The sequence below is a fragment of the Flavobacterium sp. AC267 genome (genome assembly GCF_979258715.1).
The window spans coordinates 4,308,611-4,334,583 of record NZ_OZ409875.1 but is presented as its reverse complement, the minus strand read 5'-3'; the positions used below and the strand labels follow the sequence as shown (position 1 = coordinate 4,334,583).

At 36.1% G+C, this 25,973-nt stretch carries 19 protein-coding genes; all 19 read left to right on the top strand.

The window, feature by feature from the left end; all coding sequences use genetic code 11:
* Positions 1 to 177 precede the first annotated feature (177 nt).
* The 19 genes from ACZZ95_RS22925 to ACZZ95_RS22835 all read left to right on the top strand — a co-directional run bounded on the left by ACZZ95_RS22925 (position 178) and on the right by ACZZ95_RS22835 (position 25,964).
* On the top strand, positions 178 to 1,857 hold the full coding sequence (locus ACZZ95_RS22925) for a hypothetical protein (RefSeq protein WP_463470838.1): 1,680 nt from the start codon (positions 178 to 180) through the stop codon (positions 1,855 to 1,857).
* A 140-nt stretch (positions 1,858 to 1,997) separates the two neighbouring features.
* Positions 1,998 to 3,119: a glycoside hydrolase family protein gene (locus ACZZ95_RS22920; protein WP_463470837.1), complete on the top strand. Its 1,122-nt coding sequence runs from the start codon at positions 1,998 to 2,000 to the stop codon at positions 3,117 to 3,119.
* Between the two features lie 142 nt (positions 3,120 to 3,261).
* Complete coding sequence (locus ACZZ95_RS22915) at positions 3,262 to 6,603, top strand: glycoside hydrolase family 2 TIM barrel-domain containing protein (RefSeq protein WP_463470836.1); 3,342 nt, start codon at positions 3,262 to 3,264, stop codon at positions 6,601 to 6,603.
* A 567-nt stretch (positions 6,604 to 7,170) separates the two neighbouring features.
* On the top strand, positions 7,171 to 10,596 hold the full coding sequence (locus ACZZ95_RS22910; RefSeq protein WP_463470835.1) for a glycosyl hydrolase: 3,426 nt from the start codon (positions 7,171 to 7,173) through the stop codon (positions 10,594 to 10,596).
* 422 nt (positions 10,597 to 11,018) lie between these two features.
* Positions 11,019 to 11,339, top strand: a complete 321-nt coding sequence (locus ACZZ95_RS22905) for a hypothetical protein (RefSeq protein WP_463470834.1) — start codon at positions 11,019 to 11,021, stop codon at positions 11,337 to 11,339.
* Entirely contained in the window at positions 11,326 to 12,759 is a 1,434-nt protein-coding gene (locus tag ACZZ95_RS22900; protein ID WP_463470833.1) for a sialate O-acetylesterase, read from the top strand. The genes ACZZ95_RS22905 and ACZZ95_RS22900 overlap by 14 nt, the downstream gene beginning before the upstream one ends.
* A 146-nt stretch (positions 12,760 to 12,905) precedes the next feature.
* A complete protein-coding gene (locus tag ACZZ95_RS22895; protein ID WP_463470832.1) occupies positions 12,906 to 14,393 on the top strand; it encodes a DUF5703 domain-containing protein in 1,488 nt (495 codons plus the stop codon).
* A complete protein-coding gene (locus tag ACZZ95_RS22890) occupies positions 14,335 to 15,234 on the top strand; it encodes a hypothetical protein (RefSeq protein WP_463470831.1) in 900 nt (299 codons plus the stop codon). The genes ACZZ95_RS22895 and ACZZ95_RS22890 overlap by 59 nt, the downstream gene beginning before the upstream one ends.
* A gap of 6 nt (positions 15,235 to 15,240) precedes the next feature.
* Entirely contained in the window at positions 15,241 to 15,987 is a 747-nt protein-coding gene (locus ACZZ95_RS22885) for a hypothetical protein (protein ID WP_463470830.1), read from the top strand.
* Between the two features lie 98 nt (positions 15,988 to 16,085).
* The gene (locus tag ACZZ95_RS22880; RefSeq protein WP_463470829.1) at positions 16,086 to 16,706 is read left to right on the top strand and encodes a hypothetical protein; all 621 of its coding nucleotides are present in this window, start codon (positions 16,086 to 16,088) and stop codon (positions 16,704 to 16,706) included.
* Positions 16,618 to 17,409, top strand: coding sequence for a hypothetical protein (locus tag ACZZ95_RS22875; RefSeq protein ID WP_463470828.1), 792 nt, complete (start codon positions 16,618 to 16,620; stop codon positions 17,407 to 17,409). The genes ACZZ95_RS22880 and ACZZ95_RS22875 overlap by 89 nt, the downstream gene beginning before the upstream one ends.
* A gap of 58 nt (positions 17,410 to 17,467) precedes the next feature.
* Positions 17,468 to 17,692, top strand: a complete 225-nt coding sequence (locus ACZZ95_RS22870; protein WP_463470827.1) for a hypothetical protein — start codon at positions 17,468 to 17,470, stop codon at positions 17,690 to 17,692.
* Between the two features lie 237 nt (positions 17,693 to 17,929).
* Positions 17,930 to 19,948 (top strand): aceric acid hydrolase, encoded by a 2,019-nt coding sequence (locus tag ACZZ95_RS22865; RefSeq protein ID WP_463470826.1) that lies wholly within the window; start codon positions 17,930 to 17,932, stop codon positions 19,946 to 19,948.
* Between the two features lie 219 nt (positions 19,949 to 20,167).
* Complete coding sequence (locus ACZZ95_RS22860; protein ID WP_463470825.1) at positions 20,168 to 20,521, top strand: pectinesterase family protein; 354 nt, start codon at positions 20,168 to 20,170, stop codon at positions 20,519 to 20,521.
* The gene (locus tag ACZZ95_RS22855; RefSeq protein WP_463471753.1) at positions 20,521 to 20,757 is read left to right on the top strand and encodes a pectinesterase family protein; all 237 of its coding nucleotides are present in this window, start codon (positions 20,521 to 20,523) and stop codon (positions 20,755 to 20,757) included. Before ACZZ95_RS22860 ends, ACZZ95_RS22855 begins: the two co-directional genes overlap by 1 nt.
* Positions 20,690 to 21,151, top strand: a complete 462-nt coding sequence (locus ACZZ95_RS22850; RefSeq protein ID WP_463470824.1) for a pectinesterase family protein — start codon at positions 20,690 to 20,692, stop codon at positions 21,149 to 21,151. The genes ACZZ95_RS22855 and ACZZ95_RS22850 overlap by 68 nt, the downstream gene beginning before the upstream one ends.
* Positions 21,152 to 21,162: 11 nt before the next feature.
* A complete protein-coding gene (locus tag ACZZ95_RS22845; RefSeq protein WP_463470823.1) occupies positions 21,163 to 21,945 on the top strand; it encodes a rhamnogalacturonan acetylesterase in 783 nt (260 codons plus the stop codon).
* Between the two features lie 682 nt (positions 21,946 to 22,627).
* Positions 22,628 to 23,359, top strand: a complete 732-nt coding sequence (locus tag ACZZ95_RS22840; RefSeq protein WP_463470822.1) for a carboxypeptidase-like regulatory domain-containing protein — start codon at positions 22,628 to 22,630, stop codon at positions 23,357 to 23,359.
* The gene (locus tag ACZZ95_RS22835; protein ID WP_463470821.1) at positions 23,298 to 25,964 is read left to right on the top strand and encodes a SusC/RagA family TonB-linked outer membrane protein; all 2,667 of its coding nucleotides are present in this window, start codon (positions 23,298 to 23,300) and stop codon (positions 25,962 to 25,964) included. Before ACZZ95_RS22840 ends, ACZZ95_RS22835 begins: the two co-directional genes overlap by 62 nt.
* Positions 25,965 to 25,973 lie beyond the last annotated feature (9 nt).

The following is a 25,973-nucleotide window of genomic DNA, read 5'->3' as shown; positions in this document are numbered from 1 at the left end:
ACACGCGTAACCACAAAGATTGTCACGTGAGTTTTGTCATTTCTACGAAGGAGAAATCTCCACAAGTAGCTCCACACAGAATGTCGCCAATCTTTGTAGAGTTTCTAATGAAGATTTCTCCTTCGTAGAAATGACAAGATTGAAGAAATTCTGAAGTCAATAAAAAATAAAAAACCAATGTTATCAAAAAATAAAAAATACAATTTTAAATTAAAAACTGCTTTCGTAATGCTGTTGATTTTCTGCATTCAAGTATCAGCACAAACTACCGCTTGGAAACCAGCATCTTTTGAAGTTGTAAAATCAAATTACAAAACATTCAAAACCACGCAATACGCTCATGTTTTTTCAGGAAGCAAACATAATATTGTTCGGTTAGCTCCCGAATTAGAAGGTTTACAAGGAATCGAACTTCCTTTGGATAAATATAAAAACGGAACAAATTCACCTTTACAGTTAAAGTTTAAAGATAATGTTCAGGTATTAATTGGCGTTTTTCAGGAAAAAGGAAATCCCGAATATCTTCAATTTAATAATTCGGCGAAAGCCAAATTAATATTAGAAAATGGGATAACAATTACAGGTTTGCCTCCCGTGAATGTGTATGCGATTTCCTATTCAAAAGGAACTCAAACTATAAATCCTGGAAAAGGTTTATTTACAGTTTTAGGAGTTGGAAAAGAAAATCAGCAATTAACTTTTAGAAACGCAGAACTTCCAGACGGAAAACTGTGGAACCCAACTTTTATTGTTGAAGGATTTTCAGATGAAAAACCTCTTTTTGAAATTATTGGTGGCGAAAATAAACCGGTTATTGATGAAGGAATGTCTGGAACAGAAGGAATTCAGGGAGGATTTGAAGGTGGACGCGTGGTAAAAGTAGGTGATACGTATCATATGTTTCCAACGGAGAGAGCGGGCGAAATTGGTGTAGATTATTATTACGATCGTGTGAAGACAAAAATTGGACACTGGACAAGTAAAGATGCCATTACTTGGAAAAGAGAATCCACAATTTATCAGGCAAGCGGAACTTATGCCGTAACTGAAGATGATAACCCGATGAATGACCGCCGTGCCGCAATTTGGTCGTATATGCCGGTTTTTAACGAAAAGGCAAACAAATGGTACGGCTATTATTTGGCTTATACGGTGAGTAAAGAAATAGAACCAAATCATTCTTTTGGAAGAATCTGGAGATGTGAATCTACCGTAGAAGGAATTAACGGAATTGGTGGCCCTTATAAAGATATGGGAATTATTATGGAGCCAGGATTAGATTCTCAGCCTTGGGAAGGACGTCAGGGTGTAGCTTCATTTTTTCCATATAAAGTCGGCGATAAATATTTCGGATTCTACAGCGGAGCATATCCGTTTAATTCCTGGGCAGATTATCCGAAGAAATCAGGAAAAGGCTGGTTTGTAGCTCTAGCCGAATCCAAAAGTTTAGAAGGTCCATGGCAAAGAATGAACAAAGGTTTAGAACCAATTAAGACAATGCATCCGCAGTTTGTAGAAAATCCAATTGTAAGTCAATTACCAAACGGAATGTATATCGCGATTTTCGACGGAGGACCAGACGGCTGGGGACATCATTTACCCAATATGATTGCGTATTCATTATCTGCAGACGGCGTTAAATGGTCAGAAGCAAGATATTTACCGATAGAAACCAAAGTTAATAAATGGTGGGATATTATGAGAACGCCATTGTGCTTAATCCCAGAAGGAAACGATGTTTACACAATTGTGTATAACGCCATCGACTTGAAGAGAAGATTTCATCCAACAGGAATGGTAAAAGTAAAACTGAATAAAGATGTAATGGAAACAAGATTATCAGAATTGAAAAAATAAATTAAAGTTTCCCGCAGATTTTGCAGATTTTAGCTGATTCACGCAGATAAAAATCAATTAATAATCTGCTTAAATCTGCAAAATCTGCGTGAAATAAAAAAACTTAGAGCCTTAGCGCCTTCGTGGCAAAAAACATAAAAATGAAAATTAAATACCTAATCCTAAGCATTTCAGCACTTGCCATAACCAGCTGTGCAACCAAATACAAGAAAAGAGAAATTACGGAAACCGTAATGCAGGAGATTTACGAAGAAATCAAAACACCTTATAAATACGGTTTAGTAATGGTTCCGACAGACAACTCCTATAAAATGGATTGCCCAAGTGTGTTTAGAAAAGACGGAAAATGGTATATGACGTATTTAATTTACGATGGAAGAGGTTATGAAACTTGGTTAGCAGAAAGTGACAACCTTTTAGATTGGAAATATTTAGGAAAAGTAATGTCTTTCTCAGAAAACGAAAAACATTGGGATGTTAATCAAAAAGCGGGATACATTTCGTTACAAGACCCAACTTGGGGCGGAAGCTACGAATGGGCAAAATACGAAGATAAATATTGGATGAGTTATTTTGGAGGAGATAGTAAAGGTTACGAAGCAGGAGTTTTATCAATCGGAATGGCGTATACAAAAGAAGCACCAACAAAACCACACGAATTTCAAAGATTAGAAAATCCAGTTTTAACACCAAAAGACAAAGACGCTAAATGGTGGGACAATAGTACGATGTACAAAAACAGTGTGATTCGTGATAAAGATAAGTTGACAGGACACAATTTTATCATGTACTACAATGCTCGTGGAGATAGCATAAATCCTGCTAAAGGTGCAGAGCGTATTGCTATGGCGGTATCGAATGATATGAAAAAATGGGAGCGTTATGGCGATAAACCTTTAATAAATCATCATAAAGGAATTTCTGGAGATGCCTATATTCAGCGAATTAATGATACTTGGGTAATGTTTTATTTTGGAGCTTTTTGGACGGGTTGGAATCAAGGTGCGTTTAACCGTTTTGCAGTTTCGAATGATTTAGTAAACTGGACAGATTGGAAAGGCGACGATTTGATTAAATCATCTGAACCTTATGATGATATGTTTGCGCATAAATCATTTGTCGTAAAACATGATGGCGTTGTATATCATTTTTACTGCGCTGTAAACAAAGCCGAACAAAGAGGAATTGCCGTTGCAACTTCGAAAGACATAGGAACAAGTAAATTGAATTTTGTGGCACCGCCGGAGAAGGTTATGAAGTAGTTATGAGTTATGAGATACACTTAAGACTCTTTATAAAAATGATAATATTTGACAAAAGAGACTCCGTTAGGAGGCACTGGTCGGTAGAAGAAGCGAAATTAATACGCATTTATGTTCCGTAGGAACATCTGAAACAACAACAATGAAATACAATATAAAATCAATGTTTAAGTCAAATCACATTCAGCAATTTTTCAACTTTCGACTTTCGACTTTCGACTTTTTGACTGTAATTTTACTATTTACAACTTACACGAACGCCCAATCCGTAACAGGAGAACCAGCTGGTATTCCAGAATTACACAAAAAATACCAATTTGCACCATGGGAAGACCCAACGGTTACAAGCATCAACAGACAGCCTTCAAGGGCGACCGCATATTCATATACAAGTATTGAAGACGCCTTAAAAGGCGACAGAACCAAAAGCCGAATCCAAATGCTCAACGGCGATTGGGATTTTAAATATGCCATAAATTTAAAAGAAGCGAATAAAGATTTTTACAAGTCAAAAGTGTCGGCTTGGGATAAAATAGAAGTTCCGTCAAACTGGGAAATGAAAGGTTATGACAATCCAATTTACAAAAGTGCCGTTTATCCGTTCCGACCAATAAATCCGCCTTATATCCCAAAAGATTACAACGGAGTAGGTTCTTATCAGCGTAGTTTTACCGTTCCTGCAAACTGGAAAGATATGACCGTTACGCTTCATTTTGGAGCCGTAAGCTCAGGATTTCAGGTTTGGTTAAACGGAGAATTTTTAGGTTATGGCGAAGACAGTTTTCTGCCGTCAGAATTTGATATTACACCCTATTTAAAAGAAGGCGAAAATGTAGTTTCGGTTCAGGTAATCCGCTGGGCAGATGGTTCTTATTTAGAAGATCAGGATCACTGGCGTGTAAGCGGTATCCAGCGTGAAGTTTTTATTATGGCAGAGCCAAAATTACGCATTCAGGATTTCTTTGTTCAAACCAAATTAGACAAACAATACACAGATGCGATTTTCAAACTACGTCCGAAAGTGGAGAATTTGACTGGAGAAAAAATCAAAGATTATACAATGAATGTTCAGTTGTACGATGCCAATAATACGGCAATGTTCAAAGAACCGCTTCAGAGACCAGTAATCGATTTAATCAACGAAAGTTATCCTCGTTTGGATAATGTACGTTTTGGGTTTTTTCAGGAAACTATCAAAAATCCGAAGAAATGGAGTTCAGAAGAGCCGAATTTATACACAATGGTTCTTTCCATAAAAGATAAAAATGGCAACGTTACCGATGCAAAAAGCTGTAAAGTAGGTTTCCGCTCGATTGAATTCTCAAAAGAAAACGGAAAAATGCTCATCAACGGAAAAGAAACTTATGTATATGGAGTCAATCGTCACGATCATCATCCAACAAGAGGAAAAGCCGTTACGAGAGAAGACATCAAACAAGATATAACAACGATTAAGAAGTTCAATTTCAACTTTATACGTACAAGCCACTATCCAAACGATCCTTACTTCTATGAATTATGCGATCAATACGGAATCATGGTTATGGACGAAGCCAATCAGGAAACACACGGAATTGGCGGTAAATTAAGCAACGATCCGCTTTGGACAAATGCTTACATGGAGCGCATGACCCGAATGGTCGAAAGAGATAAAAACCATCCGTCGGTCGTGATGTGGAGTTTAGGAAACGAAGGCGGAAAAGGACCCAATCACGCGGCAATGTCGGGCTGGGTTCACGATTTCGATATTACACGTCCCGTACATTACGAACCGGCGCAGGGAAATGCAAAATTAGATGGATATATCGATCCGCTTGATCCGGGATATCCAAAAACAATCGATCACGCTTACAGATTTGAAAATCCGCAGGATGATTCTTATGTAGATATGGTCAGCCGTTTTTATCCGGGTGTTTTCACACCTAAATTTTTAGTCGATCAAAAGAAAGATACACGACCAATTATTTTTGTGGAATATTCTCATGCGATGGGAAATTCAGTTGGAAATTTAAAAGAATTATGGGATGAATTCCGTTCACTTCCACGAGTTATCGGAGGCTGTATTTGGGAATTTAAAGATCAGGGATTAGTTAAATTTGACTCAAGATCAGGTCAGGAATATTTCGCACACGGAGGAGATTTTGGCGAAAAATACCATGATGGAAACTTCAATACAAAAGGAATTGTAGATTCTAACGGAAAACCAAAAGGATCAATTTTTGAGAATAAATGGGTGTATCAGCCCGCGATTTCGACTTTAAACGGAAATCAGTTAGAAATTAAAAATCGCCAGTCGGTTAAATCATTAGAAGATTATATTCCGGTTTTAAAAGTTTTGGAAAACGGAAACGTGATTAAAACACAGATTTTAAAACCCTTAAAAGTAGAAGCAGGACAATCAACAACATTAGATATCAGTTCTTATCTTCCAAAAATGAAAGCTGATGCCGAATATATTTTAAATATAGAATTTCAGCTTTCAAAAGAGGAACTTTGGGCTTCAAAGGGTTACGCTGTCGCGGAAGATCAGTTTCTGCTGAAAAAGAAAGAAACGGTTTCTCCTGAATCCAAAAAAGAAATTGTAAACGTTTCAGAATCAGATTCAGATTTTAAAATCAAAGGAAAAACTTTCGATGTTACTATCAGCAAAACAAACGGAGCTTTGAGTTCTTATATTTTTAACGGAGAAGAACAAGTTTTTGCTCCGTTGCTTCCAAACTTCGTAAGACCGCTTACGGATAACGATAAAAGAGGATGGAAATCACAAAAAGTACTGAAACAATGGTACAAAGCAAAACCAAAATTGGTCAACATTAAAATAGACAAATCAGCTTCGGAAATTAAAATTACAAGCGATTACGAAATTATAAAAGACAGCGCGAGCGTAAACGTAGTGTACAAGATTTTACCAAACGGATTGATAAAAGTAGATTACAGTTTAAAAGCTTCAAACAAACTGCCAAACATTCCAAAAATCGGAATGCAGATGGGCGTTCAAAGAAAATTCGACCAGATTTCGTGGTACGGAAAAGGAGAATTAGAAAATTACAATGACAGAAGTTTCGGCTCGTTTGTGGGGAAATATTCGCTTCCAATTAATGATTTTATCGAGCATTACGTAAAGCCGCAGGAAAACGGAAATCGCTGTGATGTAAGATGGATGGCACTGACAACACCACAAAAAAACAACGGAATTTTGGTTGTAAACGATTCAAAAGTTCTAAGCATGAGCGCATGGCCATACACACAGGAAAACCTAAGCGCGACAACACATACATACGAGTTAAAAGATCCTGGATTTTTAACCGTAAATATTGATTTAGTTCAAATGGGAGTGGGAGGGAACGACAGTTGGACATCAGTCGCACAGCCATTAGAGCAATATCAAATTAAATCGGGAGATTATGAATATAGTTTTTATTTAGTGCCTTTCAGCGGTTCAAAAAATGAATTAGAAAATAACTTGAAGAAATTCAAATATTAAGTTACGATCTATCCTAACAGGTTTCCAAAACCTGTTAGGTATTTTTCGTTTAAGAGAATCAAAAATCAAAAATTAGAAATTAAAAATAAAAGAAACTCGACAAAATTAAAGATTCAATATCAAACATAGCCCGAGGTTTCAACCTCGGGAAACGTATTGTAATAATTGAAATGACAGGGAAATTTCCTAAGTCAGCAAAATCTGCGTGAAAATTTACTCTCGCAGATTTGGCAGATCAGGCAGAATATCAAACATAGCCCAAGGTTTCAACCTCGGGGAACGTATCGAATAATCGCGCTACGTCCAAATGGTTGAAAGCATTGGCTATGTTTTAGAATGAAAAATTAACCTACAGGTCTTTAAAACCTGTTAGATTTTTGTGTTAAAAGTATAGTATAAGTATAGTTTGTCAATTTCGACAAAGGAAGAATCACCCACAAAACTCCGCACAGATAATCGCCAATCTTTGTCGAGTTGCTAGTGTGATCCTTCCTTCGTCAGGATGACAGAAAGAAGAAAACAAACAAAAATAAAATGTTTAACAAACAACACCTTTTCCTTTTTAAAATGGACTTTCGACTTTTGTCTTTAAGACTTTCGACTGTCTTGTTTTTCCTCTTTGCAGGATTCGTTTCCGCACAGGAAATCCATAAAAAAGAAAATGCCTTTTTTCAGCCAACCAAAGAATCCTCAAAACCGTGGACATATTGGTATTGGATGAAAAGTGCCTATTCTAAAGAAGGCATTACCGCCGATTTAGAAGCGATGAAAAGAGTTGGGATCGAAGGTGCGTATTTAATGACGATAAAAGGTCCAGATAACCCGCCATTGATAAATCCGCCGATTTTACAGTTGAGCAAAGAATTTTGGGATTTGGTGCGTTGGGCTTTAGTGGAAGCAGATCGAGTAGGCGTAAAAATTGGTTTTCATCCCGCCGATGGTTTTGCCGTTGCCGGAGGACCTTGGATTAGCCCTGAAATGTCAATGCAAAAAGTAGTTTGGAAAGATACAATCGTAAGCGGAAATAGTTTTAAAAACTTAAAATTAGCCATTCCAAATCATTATAAAGATTATTATAAAGACATTGCGACGTTTGCCATTCCTGTAAAAGAAAGTTTTATAACTTCGGATAAAAAACGTCCAAAAATTATATCAACAAATCCGGAATCTGATGCGACTATTTTAAGTTCAGCAGAGAAAGATGGACAATTTAGAATGCCGAAAAAAGGCTGGATTCAATATGAATTTGAGGAACCATTTTTGTGTAAATCCATTCAAATAGAAACCAAAGGAAATAACTATCAGGCGCATCGTTTACTAATTGAAGTGAGTGACGATGGAAAAAATTTCAAAAGTTTAGGACGATTAACAACGCCACGTCACGGCTGGCAGGATGTCGATGCTTTTTATACCCACAGCATTGTTCCCACAAAAGCGAAATATTTCCGTTTTGTTTATGATCCCGAAGGAACAGAACCAGGCGCAGAAGATCTTGATCCTGCAAAATGGAATCAGGGCTTAAAAGTAGCCAAAATCTATTTGTCAAACGAACCTTTGATCGACAATTATCAGGGAAAATCGGGAGCGATATGGCGTTTAAGTCCGCAAGTAACCGAAAAGGAAATCAGTTCTGCAGATTGTATCGATCCTTCAAAAATGGTTAATGTTTCAAAGTTTGTTGATGCAGACGGCGTTTTAAACTGGAAAGCCTCCGCGAAAGCGAATTGGAGAATTATCCGTTTTGGTCATACTTCTACAGGTCACGAGAATGCTACAGCAGGTGCGGGAAGAGGTTTAGAAGTAGACAAATTCAATAAAGAGGCGATTCGCTTTCAACTCGATCATTGGTTTGGCGAAATGCTTCGTGTTGCTGGTCCGGAATTGGCTTCAAAAGTGGTTAAAATACTGCATATGGACAGTTGGGAATGCGGCGACCAAAACTGGTCGCCTGTTTTTAGAAACGAATTCAAAACCAGAAGAGGTTACGATATTGTAGATTATCTGCCGGTTATGGCGGGAATTCCGGTAAAAGATATTCAGACTTCTGAGAAAGTTTTATACGATGTTAGAAAGACGATTTCAGAATTGGTGGCCGATAATTTCTTCGGAACGCTGAGACAAATTGCGGATGATGCGAATGTAAAATTCAGTTCAGAAAATGTGGCTCCAACGATGATGAGCGACGGACTTTTGCATTTTAAATATATTGATTATCCAAGCGGTGAATTTTGGCTGAAAAGCCCAACACACGACAAACCTAACGATATGTTAGACGCCATTTCTGGCGGACATATTTATGGAAAAGATATTATTCAGGCAGAAGCTTTTACGGCTTTAAAAATGGATTGGGACGAACATCCGGGAAATCTAAAAGTGATTGCCGATAGAAATTATGCTCTTGGAATTAACCGTTTTTTCTATCACGTTTTTGTACATAATCCGTGGCTGGACAGAAAACCCGGAATGACTTTAGACGGAATTGGAACGTATTTTCAAAGGGACCAGACTTGGTGGGATCCTGGAAAAGCGTGGTTTGAATATTGTCAAAGAGTGCAGTTTCAGTTACAAAAAGGAAAACCGGTTATAGATTTGGCTGTTTTTATTGGCGAAGATTTGCCTTCTCGTTCAGTGCTACCGGATCGTTTGGTGCCTTTTATTCCGAATGTTTTTGGAAAAGAAAGAATTGAAAGCGAAGCGATTCGTTTAAAAAACGAAGGACAGCCAAGTGCTAAAATGCCAAAAGAAGTATCGTATTCTAAAAATTTAACCGATTTATCAGAATGGATTAATGCGATGAATGGTTATCAGTACGATTCCTTTAATTCAGATGTTTTGATTAACCGTGCGAAATTCGAAAACGGAAAAATATCTTTTGGAGGCGGAATCGAATACGGCACTTTATTGTTTCCGGGCAGTAATAAAATGGCACCAAATAAGTTGCTTTCTTTGGCTTCCGCCGAAAAAATACTGCGACTAGTAAAAGATGGAGCAACAATTTTTGTGGATGAAAAACCAAATTTACAGCCCGGTTTACAATCAAATGAAGATTTCAAAAAATGGCAGAATGTTGTCGATGAAATTTGGAAAAATTCAAATGCATCAACTTGGAAAATAGGAAAAGGAACGGTTATTAAATTACCTTATTTAGAGAATGATTTTGCTTCAATTGGAATCACGCAGGATGTTTATTTTCCAAATTTAAACAGAGCAGATTCTGAAACAATTGCATGGACACACCGCAAATCGGAAACAGAAGATCTTTACTTTATTTCGAATCAAAAAGGAGAAAAAAGATCGTTCGAAGCTTCGTTTAGAATGGCTGGAAAAATTCCGGTTTGGTATAATCCCGTAACCGATAAAACTTCGGATTTGTCCAATTGGAAAATGCAAAATGGCAGGACAATTGTTTCGATTAATTTAGAGGAAAACGAATCTGGTTTTGTAATTTTTAAGGATAAAACTGAAATGATTACTGTGGAAGTAAATCTGAATAAAACGGAATTTGAAACCGTGCAGACTTTAGATGAAAACTGGGAAGTGCAATTTAATCCTGAATATAAAGGTCCAAAAGAAATGGTGAAAATCAATAAATTGTTTGATTGGAGCACTTCTGAAAATGAACAAATTAAATACTATTCGGGAACTGCAGTTTATAAAAAAGAGTTTGTGTGGAAAGGAAAAAATAGCGATAAAATCTGGCTTGATTTAGGTGAAATCGCCAATATTGCCGAAATCAAAATCAACGGAAAAGATTGCGGTTCGCTCTGGACTTTCCCTTATAAAAGCGATATTTCTCAAGCCTTGAAAAAAGGGAAAAACACAATCGAAATCAAGATCACAAATACATGGAGAAATCGTTTAATGGGCGATCAAAAACTGCCGAAAGAAGAAAGATCAACTTGGACAAATGCGAGCTATAGATTAGAAGGAGAACCGTTGTTGACAGCGGGATTATTGGGGCCGGTTGTACTAGTGAAAGAAAAGAACAAATAATTTTTTTGCCACAGATTATAGGATTACGAAGATTATTAATAATGTGACAAAATAAAGAAAACCATTGCTTCCACCTTCAGCTGGAGATTTCAAAAGATAACAAGATATTGGCTTAAGCCTAAAAGTTAGTTTGGCTAAAGCCTGAGAAATTGAAAAATTATAACCTCCAGCTTTAGCTGGAGATTTCAAAAGATAACAAGATATGGGCTTAAGTCTAAAAGTTAGTTTGGCTAAAGCCTAAGAAATTGAAAAATTATAACCTTCGGCTAAAGCTGGAGGCAATTAAAATAAAAATTGCCACAGATTAAAGGATTCTTGTGACAAAGTAGACAAATCAATTGCCTCCAGCTTTAGTTGGAGGTTTAGAAAGTAGATAAGTATTGGGCTTTAGCCAAACTATTTTTTTTGCTAAAGTATTATGAGTGGAAAAATTTTATGAACTCCAGTTAAAACTGGAGGCAATTAAAAAAATATATCGCTCCGCTGGAGCTTTTGTATATTGTTATTCTATAAATATCTCGTCCCTCTGGGACTTGCATAAAAGTTCTAGAAGAGCAGAATATTTATTAAAAAGAAATTTAAAAACATGTATTTTTTTTAAAGAATATATGTCATTAGACAAGATAAAAAAGCTCTGTAAGAGCGAAATGTTTATAGAAAATAATAGTACGAGAGCAGTTAAGCTCCAGAGGAGCGACACATCTTTTGAGAATTTAAAGAATAAAAAAAATGAAGAATTTTAAACACATTTTAGTTATTGTAATTACATTTTTAGCAAGCCTTCAAATCAATGCCAAAATCAAACTGCCCGCATTGTTTACAGACAATATGATGTTACAGCAAAAATCAAACGCACCAATTTGGGGCTGGGCAGAGAAGAACGCAAATATTGCCATAAAAACGTCTTGGGATGCTAAAACCTATAAGGTAAAAGCAGACAATTCCGGTAAATGGAAAACAGAATTGCAGACCCCATCATTTGGCGGACCATTTACAATTGAAGTTTCAGAAGGAAACGAAAAAGTTACTATTAAAAATGTTTTAATTGGCGAAGTCTGGCTTTGTTCCGGACAATCGAATATGGAAATGCCTTTAAAAGGATTTCAGGGTCAGCCCGTTAAAGACGGAAACGAAATCATTATAAAATCAACCAATAAAAACATTCGATTAATTACAATTCCGCGTGCGACGGTTTTGGAACCTTTACAAGATTTTGAAGGAAAGTGGGAAGTTGCGTCTCCAAAATCTACGGCTAATTTTAGCGCAACAGCTTGGTATTTTGGTTCGCTTTTGCAGGAAGTTTTAGATGTTCCGATTGGTTTGATTCATGTTTCTTACGGCGGTTCAAGCATGGAAGCGTGGATGAATCAGGAAATGCTAAAAGATTTTGCAAGCGCTAAAATTCCGACTACAAAAGAAGAATTAGCTAAAGATCCAAATCGTGTGCCAACGACTTTGTTTAACGGAATGCTTTCGCCTGTAATTGGTTACGGAATCAAAGGCTGTATTTGGTATCAGGGAGAATCCAATTATGAAAGGGCTTCTGAATATACCACTTTGATGAAAAAAATGGTATCAAGCTGGAGAGCTTTATGGAAACAAGGAGATTTTCCATTTTACTATGCGCAGATTGCACCGTTTAATTATGCTTCTTTTCATCCAAAAGACTATTTGGAGAAATACAATTCTGCTTATTTGAGAGAGGCGCAGTTTAAGGCCTCGACAGCAATTCCGAATTCAGGAATGGCTGTTTTAATGGATGTTGGCGAAGAAAACAATATTCATCCAATGGATAAAGAAAAAGGTGGAAATAGATTGGCATTTCAGGCTTTGGCCAAAACATACGGAATTGAAGGTTTCGAATTCGAAAGTCCGAAATACAAATCGATGGAAATAAAAGACGGTTCGGTTACGGTTTCTTTTGATGATGTCGCTAACGGAATTACCTCTTATGATAAAGAAGTTATGGGCTTTGAATTGGCTGGAGAAGATAAAGTTTTTTATCCGGCGAAAACGGTTGTAAGAAGAAAATCAGTGGTTTTGACTTCGGATAAAGTAAAGAATCCAGTTGCTATTCGTTATTTATGGAAAGATTTCGCAAAAGCGGAATTATTTAGTGCAGGAGGATTGCCGGTTTCTTCATTTAGAACGGATGAGTGGTAGGAGTACAAAAGAATACGATGTTTTGTCATTCTGAGGAACGAAGAATCACACAAGTTGATCGACAAAGTTTGGTGTCTTCGATTGCGGAGTTTCTAGTGTGATTCTTCGTTCCTCAGAATGACAAACAACACTAAAAATAAATAAAATTGAAATACATAAAATACATATTGCTCTTCACGACGCTTTGCCTTAAAGCCCAAATTCCCGCGCTTGATAATTACAATCAGGTTTGGAAAACGCAAAGCCAAAATTCATCAGAATCTATGCCTTTGGGCGGTGGTGATATTGGTATGAATGTGTGGGTAGAAAATGGAGATTTATATTTTTATTTTTCGAGAAGCGGTACTTTTGATGAACATAATACTTTATTGAAATTAGGTCGGGTAAAAGTGACTTTGAGTCCGAATCCTTTTGCCAGAAAAGAAGGTTTTCATCAGGAATTAAAATTGAAAGACGGGTACCTTTTAGTTGGGCAAAATGATACTAAAATCAAACTTTGGGTTGATATTTATAAACCGATAATCCATTTAGATTTAGAAAGTAAAACTTCACTTAAAATGACTGCTTCTTATGAAAGCTGGCGTTATAAAAACCGCGATTCAAAAGGAAAAGCCAATAATGCCAATTCTTATAAATGGGCACCTCAAGGAGAGATTATTACGTATAAAGATTCGATTTCATTTGAAAACAACGGCATAAAATTCTATCACAGAAACAGAGAAAATACCGTTTTTGACGTCGCTGTAAAACAACAAAAAATGGAATCGGTTAAGGAACAAATGCTGAACCCGATCGCGAATCTAACTTTCGGCGGATTTATGACGGGAGATAATCTAAAAGCAGACGGAACGTATTTAGGAAAATACCAGTCGACCGATTTTAAAGGCTTTACTTTATCTAGTATAAAACCATCCAAAAAACATTCATTACAGCTTTATTTAAATACCAGTCAATCGGATTTAAATACTTGGAATAATGATTTGAAAAAACAAATTTTATCTAATAAGAACACTTCAAAACAAGCAGAAAAAAACGCTATAAAGTGGTGGAATAGTTTCTGGGAACGCAGTTTTATTTTTACGCATAAAAATCAATCGGTCGCCAAAGATTCGGTGTATCAAATTGGGCAGAATTACCAATTATTCCGTTATATATTAGGTTGTAATGCATACGGGAAATATCCAACGAAATTCAATGGCGGACTTTTTACCTTTGATCCCGTTTTTACCAATCCTGATTTAGATTTTACGCCTGATTTCAGAAATTGGGGCGGAGGGACCATGACGGCTCAAAACCAGCGATTGGTTTATTTTCCGATGGTAAAAAGCGGTGATTTTGATATGATGAAATCGCAATTGGATTATTATTTGAGTTTACAGAAAAATGCTGAATTAAGAAGCAAAGTTTATTGGAATCATAACGGTGCCTCTTTTACAGAACAATTAGAAAATTTCGCCCTGCCTAATCCTGCAGAATACGAATGGAAACGTCCCGCAGATTACGATCCTGGAATGGAATACAATGCTTGGCTGGAATACGAATGGGACACGGTTTTGGAATTCTGCCAAATGATGCTTGCAACAGAAAGAATATGCGGGAGAAGATATTCAGAAATACAATTCGTTTATCGTTAGGCGCCTTCGTTTTTTTGATGAACATTATCAATATCTAGCAAAACAGCGAGGAAGAAAAGCGTTAGACGGAAATGGAAAATTAGTTTTATATCCGGGTTCTGGTGCAGAGACTTATAAAATGGCGAATAATGCAAATAGTACGGTTTCGGCTTTACAAGTTATTACAGAAGACCTTTTAAACCTTTCTAATAATCAATTGTCAAAAGAAGACATTGAATATTTAAAAGCATTTCAAACTAGAATTCCGCCTTTAAACTTCGGACAGATTGAAAATCATAAAGTTTTGGTTCCAGCTAAAACTTGGGAAAGAGTTAATAATTCGGAATTGCCGCAATTGTATCCCGTTTATCCATGGGGTATTTACGGCATTGGAAAACCAGATCTTGAAACGGCTTTAAATACTTGGAAATACGATCCAGATGCTTTAAAATTTAGAAGTCATATTGGCTGGAAACAGGATAATATTTTCGCCGCTCGTTTGGGTTTAACAGAGGAAGCGACGAAATACAATACATTAAAAATGGCAAATTCAGAACGTCGTTTCCCTGCCTTTTGGGGACCAGGATTTGACTGGGTTCCAGATCACAATTGGGGCGGATCCGGAATGATTGGCATGCAGGAAATGCTTTTGCAGGAAAGTGATGGGAAAATTTATCTTTTTCCAGCTTGGCCAAAAGACTGGAACGTTCATTTTAAATTACACGCAAAACAAAATACGACCGTTGAAGGAGAATTGGTAAACGGTGAATTGAAAGTTTTAAAAGTAATTCCGGAAGAAAGAAAAAAAGACATTATAAATCTGTTAGGAAAATCTGAAACAGAAAAAACGAAATTAAATTAAACCAAAATGGTAAAGAAATTAATGGGTTCTTTGGCTCTTGCAATGCTTTTAAATGCAAATGCACAAGCTCAGAATACTGAAAAACAAGTAGTAAAAGTGGACTTTGACTTTTTTCAAAGAAGACTGGAAGAAGTTCATGATCCGAGTTATGATTCATGGGTGATTAACGAAGGAAAAGAAGATTCTAAATCTTTCAATAACGTGTCGTTTAAGCTGAAAGGAAACTTCACTTCAAAATGGTATAAAGTCGGAATGAGCGCACCTCATTATAACAGATTAGGAAGCGATGGTTTAGTTACGGCTGAAAATTTAGAATTAAAAATAAGCGGATTAAAAGCGGGAAAACATACGCTTTTGACTTTTCATAATGCTTTTGATGTGATTACGGGAAAAACCTATTCTCCAATCAAAATCTTTGTCAACGGAAAGCTTCAGGAAACGGTAAATGCCAGCCAGAGAGCCAATGCTAAAATTGATGCAACAATGGCGTACATTACTTTTAATGCTGAAAAAGGCAAAGATGTAATCGTTCGTTTTGAGATTGACCCAACTTCAAATCCTGATGTAATTAAACAAATTGTGGTTAACGGTTTTGAAATCGATACACCAAATTTAATGAATCAGGCGCGTACTCCTGAACCAGGAAATCGTAATGAACATGTTGAAGTAAATAAAACTTTGACTTTAAAGTGGGACGCTCCAAAGAGTGTTGCCGCACATAATTTGTATTTTGGAGAAGACGCGCGACTGTAGAAAAAGCAACCGAATCTTCTAAAGAATTTAAAGGAAAACTAATTGATAAAAACTTCAATGTTTCCGATTTATACAGTGGAACCACTTATTATTGGAGAGTGGATGAAGTTGATAGCAAAGGCGAAATAACTTCAGGAAATGTCTGGTCGTTTAAACCAGCGCAATTGGCTTTTCCGGGAGCAGAAGGTTACGGCCGTTATGCTGTTGGAGGACGCGACGGGAAGGTAATTGAAGTTACGAATTTGAATGATGACGGACCAGGAAGTCTACGAGATGCGATTAATCAGGAAATAGGGCCAAGAACGATTGTTTTTACTGTTTCGGGAAATATAAAACTGGCTTCGAGATTGGTGGCAAATCAGCCTTATATAACTATTGCGGGACAAACGGCTCCTGGTGAAGGAATTACAATTACGAGAGCGCCAATTGGTTTGACTGGAAATGATGGAGTTGTTCGATTTTTAAAAGTTAGAATTGGAGGCGGAAGAACATTTGACGGAATGGGATTAACTGGTGCAGATTACAGCATTATTGATCACTGCTCGATCAGCTGGACAATCGATGAATCGTTTAGTTCACGCGGCGCTCATCACATTACATTACAGCGAACTTTAATTTCAGAAGCCTTAAATGTCGCTGGACACGGTAAGTACGAAGCTGGAAAAATGCACGGTTATCTCTGCGACAATTGGCGGCGATATCGGAAGTTTTCATCATAACTTATTGGCTCACAATTACGGACGTAACTGGAGTATTGGCGGTGGTTTAAGCGGTGACGGATTCTATACTGGAAGATTGGATATCACTAATAATGTGGTGTACAATTGGGGTAAAAGAACTACAGACGGTGGTGCAAACGAGGTGAATTTTGTAAATAATTTCTATAAACCAGGTGCTTCAACAGCGATTTTCGTGGCTTTAAATGCTCAGCATGAAGGTGTTGGAAAAGGAATGCGGCGCTATTATTTTGATGGAAATGTTATGCCGGGTTATTTTGATGAAAAATCTCAGGATAAAGGAAGAAAATTTACTACCACAAATAAAGAGAAAGTAGAGTATGAAACTTTTGTTGATAAACCATTTTTTCCATCATATGTAGCAACGCAATCAGCGAAAGCGGCTTATAAAAGTGTACTTTCAGATGTTGGGGCAAATCAGCCGTTTTTTGACAAACACGATAACCGAATTATCGGCGAAACTTTAAAAGGAACTTTTACTTATAAAGGAAGCAAAAGCGGTTTGGGCGGTATGATTGATAATGAAGAAGATGCAGGAGGATGGCCAAACTTTGCTTCGGAAACTCGTCCGGCTGATTGGGATACAGATCATGACGGACTGCCAAACTGGTGGGAGATAGCTGTCGGTTTAAACGAAAATTCAGCGAGCAGGAGATTTTTCAGATGCGAATCAGGATATAGATAAAGACGGATTTACGCGACTGGATAATTACTTAGACTGGCTGGCACAGCCTCATTATTTTGTGAATTCAGGAGATAAAAAAGTTTTAAATGTAGGAGATTTTTTCAAAGGATATGAAAACAAACCCGTTTATACTTTCTCTGATCTTAAAAATGGAAAAGCAGTTTTAAAAGGTAAAGAAATTCAGTTTACAACGGTTGAAAAAGGTTTCGCTTCTTTCGTACTAACAGTAAAAGATGCGGAAGGAGATTCAATGAGTAGAACCATTAATTTCTTTATTAAATAAAAATAAGGTTTCACGCAGATTTGTGCTGATTTAGGCAGATCTGCGCAGATTTTAAAGAATAAAAATCAATAAAACATCTGCCAAAATCTGCTCAATCTGCGTGAAAAAAATAGACTGCAGATTAGGAGATTATAATAGATTAAAGAAAAAAAATAAATCAGCGCAATCTGCTAAATCTGCGAGAAAAATTTAAACTCTCGCAGATTTGGCAGATCAGGCAGATAAAATTAATTCAAAATGAAAAAGAGCATAATCATATCATCTTTATTGCTGTCAACTGTAATCTTTGCTCAGAACAAAGGTTTAGTTGCCAATTCAGAAAGCCCGTATGCGAAATTGCAAAGCGTAGGACTGCAAGATGTAAAATGGACAAACGGTTTTTGGAAAGAACAATTTGATGTAGAAACCAAAAATACACTGCCGTATATGTGGGATTTGTATCATAACGATAAGATCTCACATGCATATAAAAACTTCGAAATCGCCGCAGGTATAAGCAAAGGCGTTTTCAAAGGACCTTCTTTTCATGATGGTGATTTCTACAAGATTTTTGAAGGAATGGCGACAACTTACGCCGTTACGAAGGATAAAAAACTAGATCAGGAAATGGATAAAGCCATTGCGCTTTTCGCGAAAGTACAGCGTAAAGACGGTTATATTCATACACCAGTTTTAATTGATGAGCGCTGGGGAACTTTAGGTCCTGAAGAAGTAAAAAAGCAATTGGGTTTTGAGAAATACAATATGGGACATTTAATGACTGTCGCCTGTATTCATTATCGCGCAACCGGAAAAACGAATTTCCTAAATATAGCAAAAGGAGTTGCTGATTTCTTATATGATTTCTACAAAAAAGCCTCACCAGAATTGGCACGAAATGCCATTTGTCCGTCGCATTATATGGGAATTGTCGAAATGTACAGAACGACCAAAAATCCAAAATACCTGGAATTAGCCAATAATTTAATTGATATTCGCGGGACTACAAATGATGGAACTGATGACAATCAGGATAGAATTCCGTTTAGACAACAGACTACCGCAATGGGTCACGCCGTAAGAGCAAATTACTTATATGCTGGAGTTGCCGATTTATACGCAGAAACAGGAGAAAAGAAATTATTGGACAATTTAGAATCCATTTGGGATGATGTAACGTATCGTAAAATGTATATTACTGGAGCATGCGGTTCTTTATATGATGGAGTTTCACCAGACGGAACTTCTTATGATCCAGCAGTTGTGCAGAAAATTCATCAGGCATACGGAAGACCATTTCAATTGCCAAATGCAACGGCGCATACAGAAACGTGTGCAAATATTGGAAATGTTTTATGGAATTGGAGAATGCTTCAAATTACAGGCGATGCCAAATATGCTGATATTGTGGAGCTGGCTCTTTACAATAGTGTTCTTTCGGGAATGGATTTAGAAGGAGAAAAATTCCTTTATAACAATCCGCTGAATGTTTCTAACGATCTGCCGTTTCACCAACGTTGGGGAAATGAGCGTGAAGGCTACATTGCTTTATCAAATTGCTGTGCGCCAAACGTAACCAGAACCGTTGCCGAAGTTGGAAATTATGCTTACAATCTTTCAAAGGAAGGTTTGTATGTGAATTTATACGGAAGCAATCAATTGAAAACAAAATCTTTAAACGGAGAAGAAATCGAAATCGAACAGCAGACGAACTATCCTTGGGATGGAAAAATAACGTTGAAAATTGTAAAAGCGCCAAAAGATTTACAAAATTTCTTTTTAAGAATTCCGGGCTGGAGTCAGAATGCTTCGGTTTCAATTAATAATACCAGTATTAATGATAAGATTGTTTCTGGTTCTTATTTAACAGTAAACCGTAAATGGAAAAAAGGAGATGTGATTGAATTAAATCTCCCAATGCCGGTTGAGTTGATGCAGGCAAATCCATTGGTTGAAGAAGTTAAAAATCAGGTTGCTGTAAAAAGAGGACCGTTAGTGTATTGCTTAGAATCCGATCAGCTTCCTGCAAATACAAGTGTAAACGATGTCATTTTAAATCTAAATTCAAACTTTAAAACTGATTTTACAGAATTAAAAAACAGAAAATTTGTAACGATTGAAGCGAGTTCAACAATTGCAGGTGATAATTCTTGGAACAAAACACTTTACAAACCAATTTCTGTAAAAGATGGAAAATCGATAAACGTAAAATTGATTCCGTATTTTGCATGGGGAAATAAAGGAAAAGGAGAGATGACAGTTTGGTTGTCGCATTAAATTTTGCACGCGGATGAGACGGATTGCCCTTGGCAAAACGCGGATTAAAGCGGATTTTTAAATTTTGAAAAAGCGACCAACCAGCTAGTTTGTCATTCTGGAACGAAGAATCGCACACGTAACTCGACAAAGATTGGCGATTTAGATTGCGGAGTTTCTAGTGTGATCTTTCCTTCGTCAAGATGACAAAACAAGATGAACAAATAAATTGAAAAACACATGAAATATATCCTAACCTTATTTTTAATAACAACAATTTCCCTTTCAGCCCAAACGCTCGATAACAAATTAGCTTTAACCGTTGCACAAGATGGTTCGGGAGATTTCAAAACCATTCAGGAAGCGATAAACAACGTGAAAGACAATGCAGAAAAACGAGTTGTAATCACTATAAAGCCAGGGAAATATGTTGAAAAATTAGAGATTCCGTCTTCTAAAACCTTTATCACTTTAAAAGGATTAGACAGAAATAAAACCATTATTTCGTTTGATGATTATTCCGGAAGCCACTTCGGGAAGCTGATCCATCTGGCAAAAAAGCATTCGGAACTGGAACTTCTTATTCTTTTTTAATTAAAGGAAATGACTGTACGCTCGAAAATCTTACTGTCGAAAATACCGCAGGAAGAGTAGGACAAGCCGTTGCTCTGCATATTAAGAGTGATAGAGTTGTAGTTAAAAATTGCAATATATTAGGAAATCAGGATACGCTTTATTTATCAGGAAATACCCGTACTTATTTTGAAAACTGTTTCATCAACGGTACAACCGATTTTATATTTGGTGCTCGCGACCGCTTATTTCAATAAATGTACTATCGAGAGTTTAAGCAATTCTTATATTACGGCGACTTCAACGCCGCAAGGTCAGGCTTATGGTTTTGTTTTTACAGATTGTAAACTTACTGCAAAAGATAAAACGGTTGACAAAGTATTTTTGGGAAGACCTTGGCGACCTTATGCACAAACGGTTTTCATCAATACAGATATTGGTTCGCATATTATTCCGGAAGGCTGGAACGCATGGATCGATACCAGATTTCCTGATAAAGATAAAACTGCATATTACGCAGAATTTGGCGACAAAGGTTTGAGTTCGAAAGATCTATCTCAACGAGTTTCATGGTCGCATCAATTAAAAAAAGATGATATAAAAAAATACGATAAAGATTTAGTTTTGAACGGATGGAATCCAAATAAATAAAATCAAAGGCTATGAATAAGTTTAGAATTTTCGGAATCGGATTGTGCTCCATTTTAGTATTGGGCGCCTTTAGTTTTAAATCAAAAGTGACGACTATTTATTTAATTGGAGACTCAACAGTTGCCGATTATTCGTTAGAAGAAAATTATCAAACTAAAAAATTTCCGCAAGTGGGCTGGGGACAGGTTTTTCAGCCTTTCTTTCAAAAGGATAGTTTGAAGCTGGTTAAGAATATTTTGGGTAATGCTAAAGAAGTCAAAATCGATGACCGCGCAAAAGGCGGCAGAAGTACCAGAACATTTTTTCAGGAAGGACGATGGTCTTCTGTTTACAACTCTCTTCAAAAAGGTGATGTTGTAATGATGCAGTTTGGGCACAATGATGCTTCTGTGGAAAAAACAGAACGTTATGTAAATATTGAAGGTTACAAAGAGTTTCTGCGTCTTTTTATAAATCAAACTAAAGAAAAAGGTGCGGTGCCAATTGTTTTAACTCCAGTTGCAAGGAATTATCCATGGAAAGACGGAAAACTTACGAACGTACATGGCGACTATCCTCAGGCGACAATTGCTGTTGCAAAAGAATTGCATGTAAAGTATATTGATTTGAATGAACTTTCAATGACCTTCTTTTCTTCCAAAGGACAAGATTATGTAACTACGAACTATTTTATGAATTTTGAACCCGGAAAGTTTCCTGCATTTCCTGACGGGCAAAAAGATAATACCCATTTTCAAAAAGAAGGTGGAGTTGAAGTGGCAAGCTTAGTTTTTGATGCAATGAAAAAATTGTAGCTTAAACAAAACTATATATAAATTAACAAAAAGTCCGCTAATTGGTCCCTTGGTCTAACATTAGCGGGCTTTTTTTAGTGTCTGCTATTTCTTGAATTGAAGTTAAAAATAACTTTTGAATTTTTGTTAATCAGAATTTACTTTTAAAAATATTTTTTTTCAAAAAAAATATTCAGAATTTTTTAAAATCTGTCCTGCTTTCATTTTGTAAGTTTTTTAGTTGAAAAACCACACTCTTTTTGCTGTTTTACTCTAACGTTTTCGTTAAATTTTGGATTTTATAAAAACTTCTTTATCAGATACCATAGTTAGAAGTTTTGCAGAATAAATAATAGATATTTATTTTTGATAAATATCCTGTAGTTTTTTTGTGAAAATGGGAATGTAAATTTTGTTTTAAGCAAACAATTCTCTAAAATATTTAGTTACTTATATTTTTTCCATTCATTTTTTATTAATATTGTTTTTTTAGTGTCTTTTTTTTAAGAATATACGATTAAAACAGGATAGAGCAGGACGGTTGTAATGCAAGCATCGTTATATTTTTTGGAATACAAAAAATAAATGTGTTTTAAACATTTAATAAAATAGTTTAAGAATTATTTAAATAAAATTTTATTATAATTAAGACATGTTTAAAACATGACTAACTAACATTAATAACCTAACCAAAAAAACATTTATGAAACAAGCACTTATAAAAAGATGTAGTTTTCTTTTGTTTACATTGATGAGTGTTCTGAGTTATGCTCAAAACTCAAGTAATCAAGTTACAGTAACGGGAACTGTTACCGATAATGTATCAGGTCTTCTTCCTGGTGTTAATGTAACTGAGAAATCTACAAAGAATACAGTTACAACAGATTTTAATGGTAAGTATCAAATTTCGGTAAAACCAGGTGCAACTTTGGTGTTTTCATTTATCGGAATGAAAAAATCAGAGATTCCTGTAAATGGCCGTACTACGGTTGATGCTAAATTAGCGGAAGATTCTAATGTATTAGATGACATTGTAGTTGTAGCATACGGTACTCAGAAAAAAAATAATGTTACAGGAGCGATTGTTACTTTAAAACCAGAAGAGTTTCAAGATTTACCAGTATCAAATTTATCTGAAGCATTGAGAGGTTTGACTCCAGGTGTAAGCGTATCAGGAGGTGCAGGTCGTCCAGGTGATGCGGCAACTCTTCAAATACGTCAAACATTTGGGTTTTCAAAGGATGGAAATTCAAATATTCCTTTGGTAGTTATTGATGATATGGTGCAAATTGATCCTCAAAATGGAAAACCTACTTTGGAAACATTTAATCAATTAGATCCTTCAGAAATTGAAAGCATGACAATCTTAAAAGATGGTTCTGCAAGCAATTTATGGTTCAAGAGCTTCACAAGGTGCAATTATAGTAAAAACTAAAAGAGGGAAATCTGGGAAACCAAAGTTTACTTACTATAGTCAATTTTCAATTAATGATGCTGTAAGTCATAGTAAAACAATGAATGCTTATGAGCATGGAATTTGGAAAAATAGATTTTTGAATTCAAACTTAGAGGCTGATCAATCTAAATATTTTTCTGTCGCAGAGCTTGAACAAATGAAAGGTTTAAATTATGATTGGCTTAAAGAAGCTTGGAAACCTGCTACGCAGCAAAGACAGTCTCTTTCTGCAAGTGGAGGAACTGAAAAAGCAACTTATTTTGCAGGTATCACATACTTTGATCAAGGACCTAACTTAGGAGAACAAGATTATAAAAAATGGAATTTCAGAACAGGAACAAATATCAAGATCTCTCAGGATTTAGAATTTTCTGCTTCCGTTTCGGCTATTACAACTGATGTAAATAAATCATTTTCAAAGGCTTCGGCAAACTTAAACGATAGTAGTTTTGGTTCATTAGCAGGTGGAGAGCAGGCAGATTATGCTTATTTATTACATATGCCAAAATACATTCCATGGCAAACTACTGTAAATGGAAAAGACTATTGGATGTCTCCTTTTCCGCGTACAGATCGTAACTTAGGAAGTGCAAACTCTAATACTACTATTGCAGGATGGAACTATTTTGCAGGTTTAGATGCTGGAAAACAAATAGAAGAGCAATTTTCATATAATGTGAATTTGTCTTTGGAATATAAGTCGCCATTTGTAAAAGGTTTAAGCGTAAAAGGAAGTTTTGCAAGAAGCCAATCTAGCAGTTACACAGAGCAGTATCAATTGCCTTATGATTTAGCTAGAATTACAAATCATCATTTAGCCGATAATCACTTAGAGAATCCAAATTCAATATATGCTATCGATACCAATATCCGTGGTTCTAGAGTTTACTACACGACAGATATGGATAAATTGATTCAGGCTAACTTTTTTGCAACATACGCTAGAACTTTTGGAAATCATAATGTATCTGCTATGTTTGGTTATGAGCAATCAGAAGCATGGAACAAAAATGTTCGTTTAGCTTACGAAGGAACTTCAAAAGATTATTTAGGAAACAGTACTACTGCTGGACCAATAAGTACAAATTCACAAGCTGTAAAAGTAGAGTCGGGAACACAGTCTTATTTAGGACGTTTAAACTATAGCTTTAAAGACAAATATCTTGTTGAGTTTATATTTAGAAGTGATGCTTCTACTAAATTTGCGCCACAAAATTACTGGGGCTTTTTCCCAGGTGCTCAATTAGGATGGGTTGTAACCAAAGAAGATTGGTTTACTGAGAATGTTTCTTGGATCAATAATTTGAAATTACGTTATTCAATTGGAAAAACAGGTAAGGACAATATTGACTATTGGAGATGGCTTCAGTTCTATGAGCCATTGCCAGACAAAGGAGCTCAATTTGGATCGAATGGAGGTCTTCTAGGAGGCGGAATTACACCACGTCCAAATCCAAATGAAAATGTACATTGGGATACTACTATCAAAAATAACGTTGGTATAGATATTGGAGTCCTAAAAAACAGATTACAGCTTACTGCTGATTTTTATTACGATAAATCTACAGAGATGTTGATTGGACTGGCTGGTGAAGCAGGTACTCCAATTACTGTTGGTGGAGGTTTTGCAGAGGTGAACTATGCGACTATTGATGCGTGGGGAACTGAATTTAGTTTAAATTGGAATGATAAAATAAAAGATAATTTTAGCTACAATGTAGGAGTCAATTTTGGATTCTCAAATAATGAAGTTAAAAAATACCCTGATCTTGCAAGAACTGATGCAAATACTAATATTACAACGGTTGGAGCTTCTACATTTTTCCCAGTATGGGGATTCAATACTTGGAAACAAACTTCAACAGGTGACGGTATTTTAAGAACAGATGAAGATGTAGCGAATTACTGGAACTATTTAACAGAAAGAGCTACAGGCGCAGGAGGTGTTCCTTCTTACATGGGTATCAATAACGTAACGGCTATGCGTAAAGGAATGCTGGCTTATGAAGATACGGCAGGTGTTTATAATGCTTCAACAGGAACTCAAGCAGGAGCTGATGGTAGAATTATGAGAAATGAAGATTATGTTAAGATGGCCAACAATAATAGAACTTATGGTTTTACAACTAACATGGGTTTCAAATATAAATCAGTTTATTTCAAAACACAGATTCAAACTTCATGGGGAGGTTACAATGCACTTGATTTAGTAAAACAAGGTACTGCATCTGCTCATAATGACTGGGCTCACGAATCTTTCTGGACAGACATGTATGATGCTACTGATAATCCTAACGGTAAATATCCTAATATGGCACAACAAGATTATATTTTTGCTCCATCTGATTTTTGGCAAATGAATACTTTTAGATGTGTAATTAGAAATATGACTTTCGGATTTGAACTTCCAAAAGAGGCGATGAAACAACTAAATATTCAAAAAGCTACTTTAGGAATAACAGGTAATAACCTTTGGGATTTATATAATCCTTATCCAGATCATTATAGAAATATGTATGATGATTCAGCTTCTAGATATCCAACTCTTAGAACTTGGTCAATTAATTTGAATGTATCATTCTAATTTTAATTA

What these genes read in the sequence shown, in the direction of transcription:
- ACZZ95_RS22925 (WP_463470838.1), top strand. Translation starts at nt 178, where the DNA reads ATGTTATCAAAAAATAAAAAATACAATTTTAAATTAAAAACTGCTTTC.
- ACZZ95_RS22920 (WP_463470837.1), top strand. Translation starts at nt 1,998, where the DNA reads ATGAAAATTAAATACCTAATCCTAAGCATTTCAGCACTTGCCATAACC.
- ACZZ95_RS22915 (WP_463470836.1), top strand. Translation starts at nt 3,262, where the DNA reads ATGAAATACAATATAAAATCAATGTTTAAGTCAAATCACATTCAGCAA.
- ACZZ95_RS22910 (WP_463470835.1), top strand. Translation starts at nt 7,171, where the DNA reads ATGGACTTTCGACTTTTGTCTTTAAGACTTTCGACTGTCTTGTTTTTC.
- ACZZ95_RS22900 (WP_463470833.1), top strand. Translation starts at nt 11,326, where the DNA reads ATGAAGAATTTTAAACACATTTTAGTTATTGTAATTACATTTTTAGCA.
- ACZZ95_RS22885 (WP_463470830.1), top strand. Translation starts at nt 15,241, where the DNA reads ATGGTAAAGAAATTAATGGGTTCTTTGGCTCTTGCAATGCTTTTAAAT.
- ACZZ95_RS22875 (WP_463470828.1), top strand. Translation starts at nt 16,618, where the DNA reads ATGTCGCTGGACACGGTAAGTACGAAGCTGGAAAAATGCACGGTTATC.
- ACZZ95_RS22865 (WP_463470826.1), top strand. Translation starts at nt 17,930, where the DNA reads ATGAAAAAGAGCATAATCATATCATCTTTATTGCTGTCAACTGTAATC.
- ACZZ95_RS22860 (WP_463470825.1), top strand. Translation starts at nt 20,168, where the DNA reads ATGAAATATATCCTAACCTTATTTTTAATAACAACAATTTCCCTTTCA.
- ACZZ95_RS22845 (WP_463470823.1), top strand. Translation starts at nt 21,163, where the DNA reads ATGAATAAGTTTAGAATTTTCGGAATCGGATTGTGCTCCATTTTAGTA.
- ACZZ95_RS22840 (WP_463470822.1), top strand. Translation starts at nt 22,628, where the DNA reads ATGAAACAAGCACTTATAAAAAGATGTAGTTTTCTTTTGTTTACATTG.
- ACZZ95_RS22835 (WP_463470821.1), top strand. Translation starts at nt 23,298, where the DNA reads ATGGTTCTGCAAGCAATTTATGGTTCAAGAGCTTCACAAGGTGCAATT.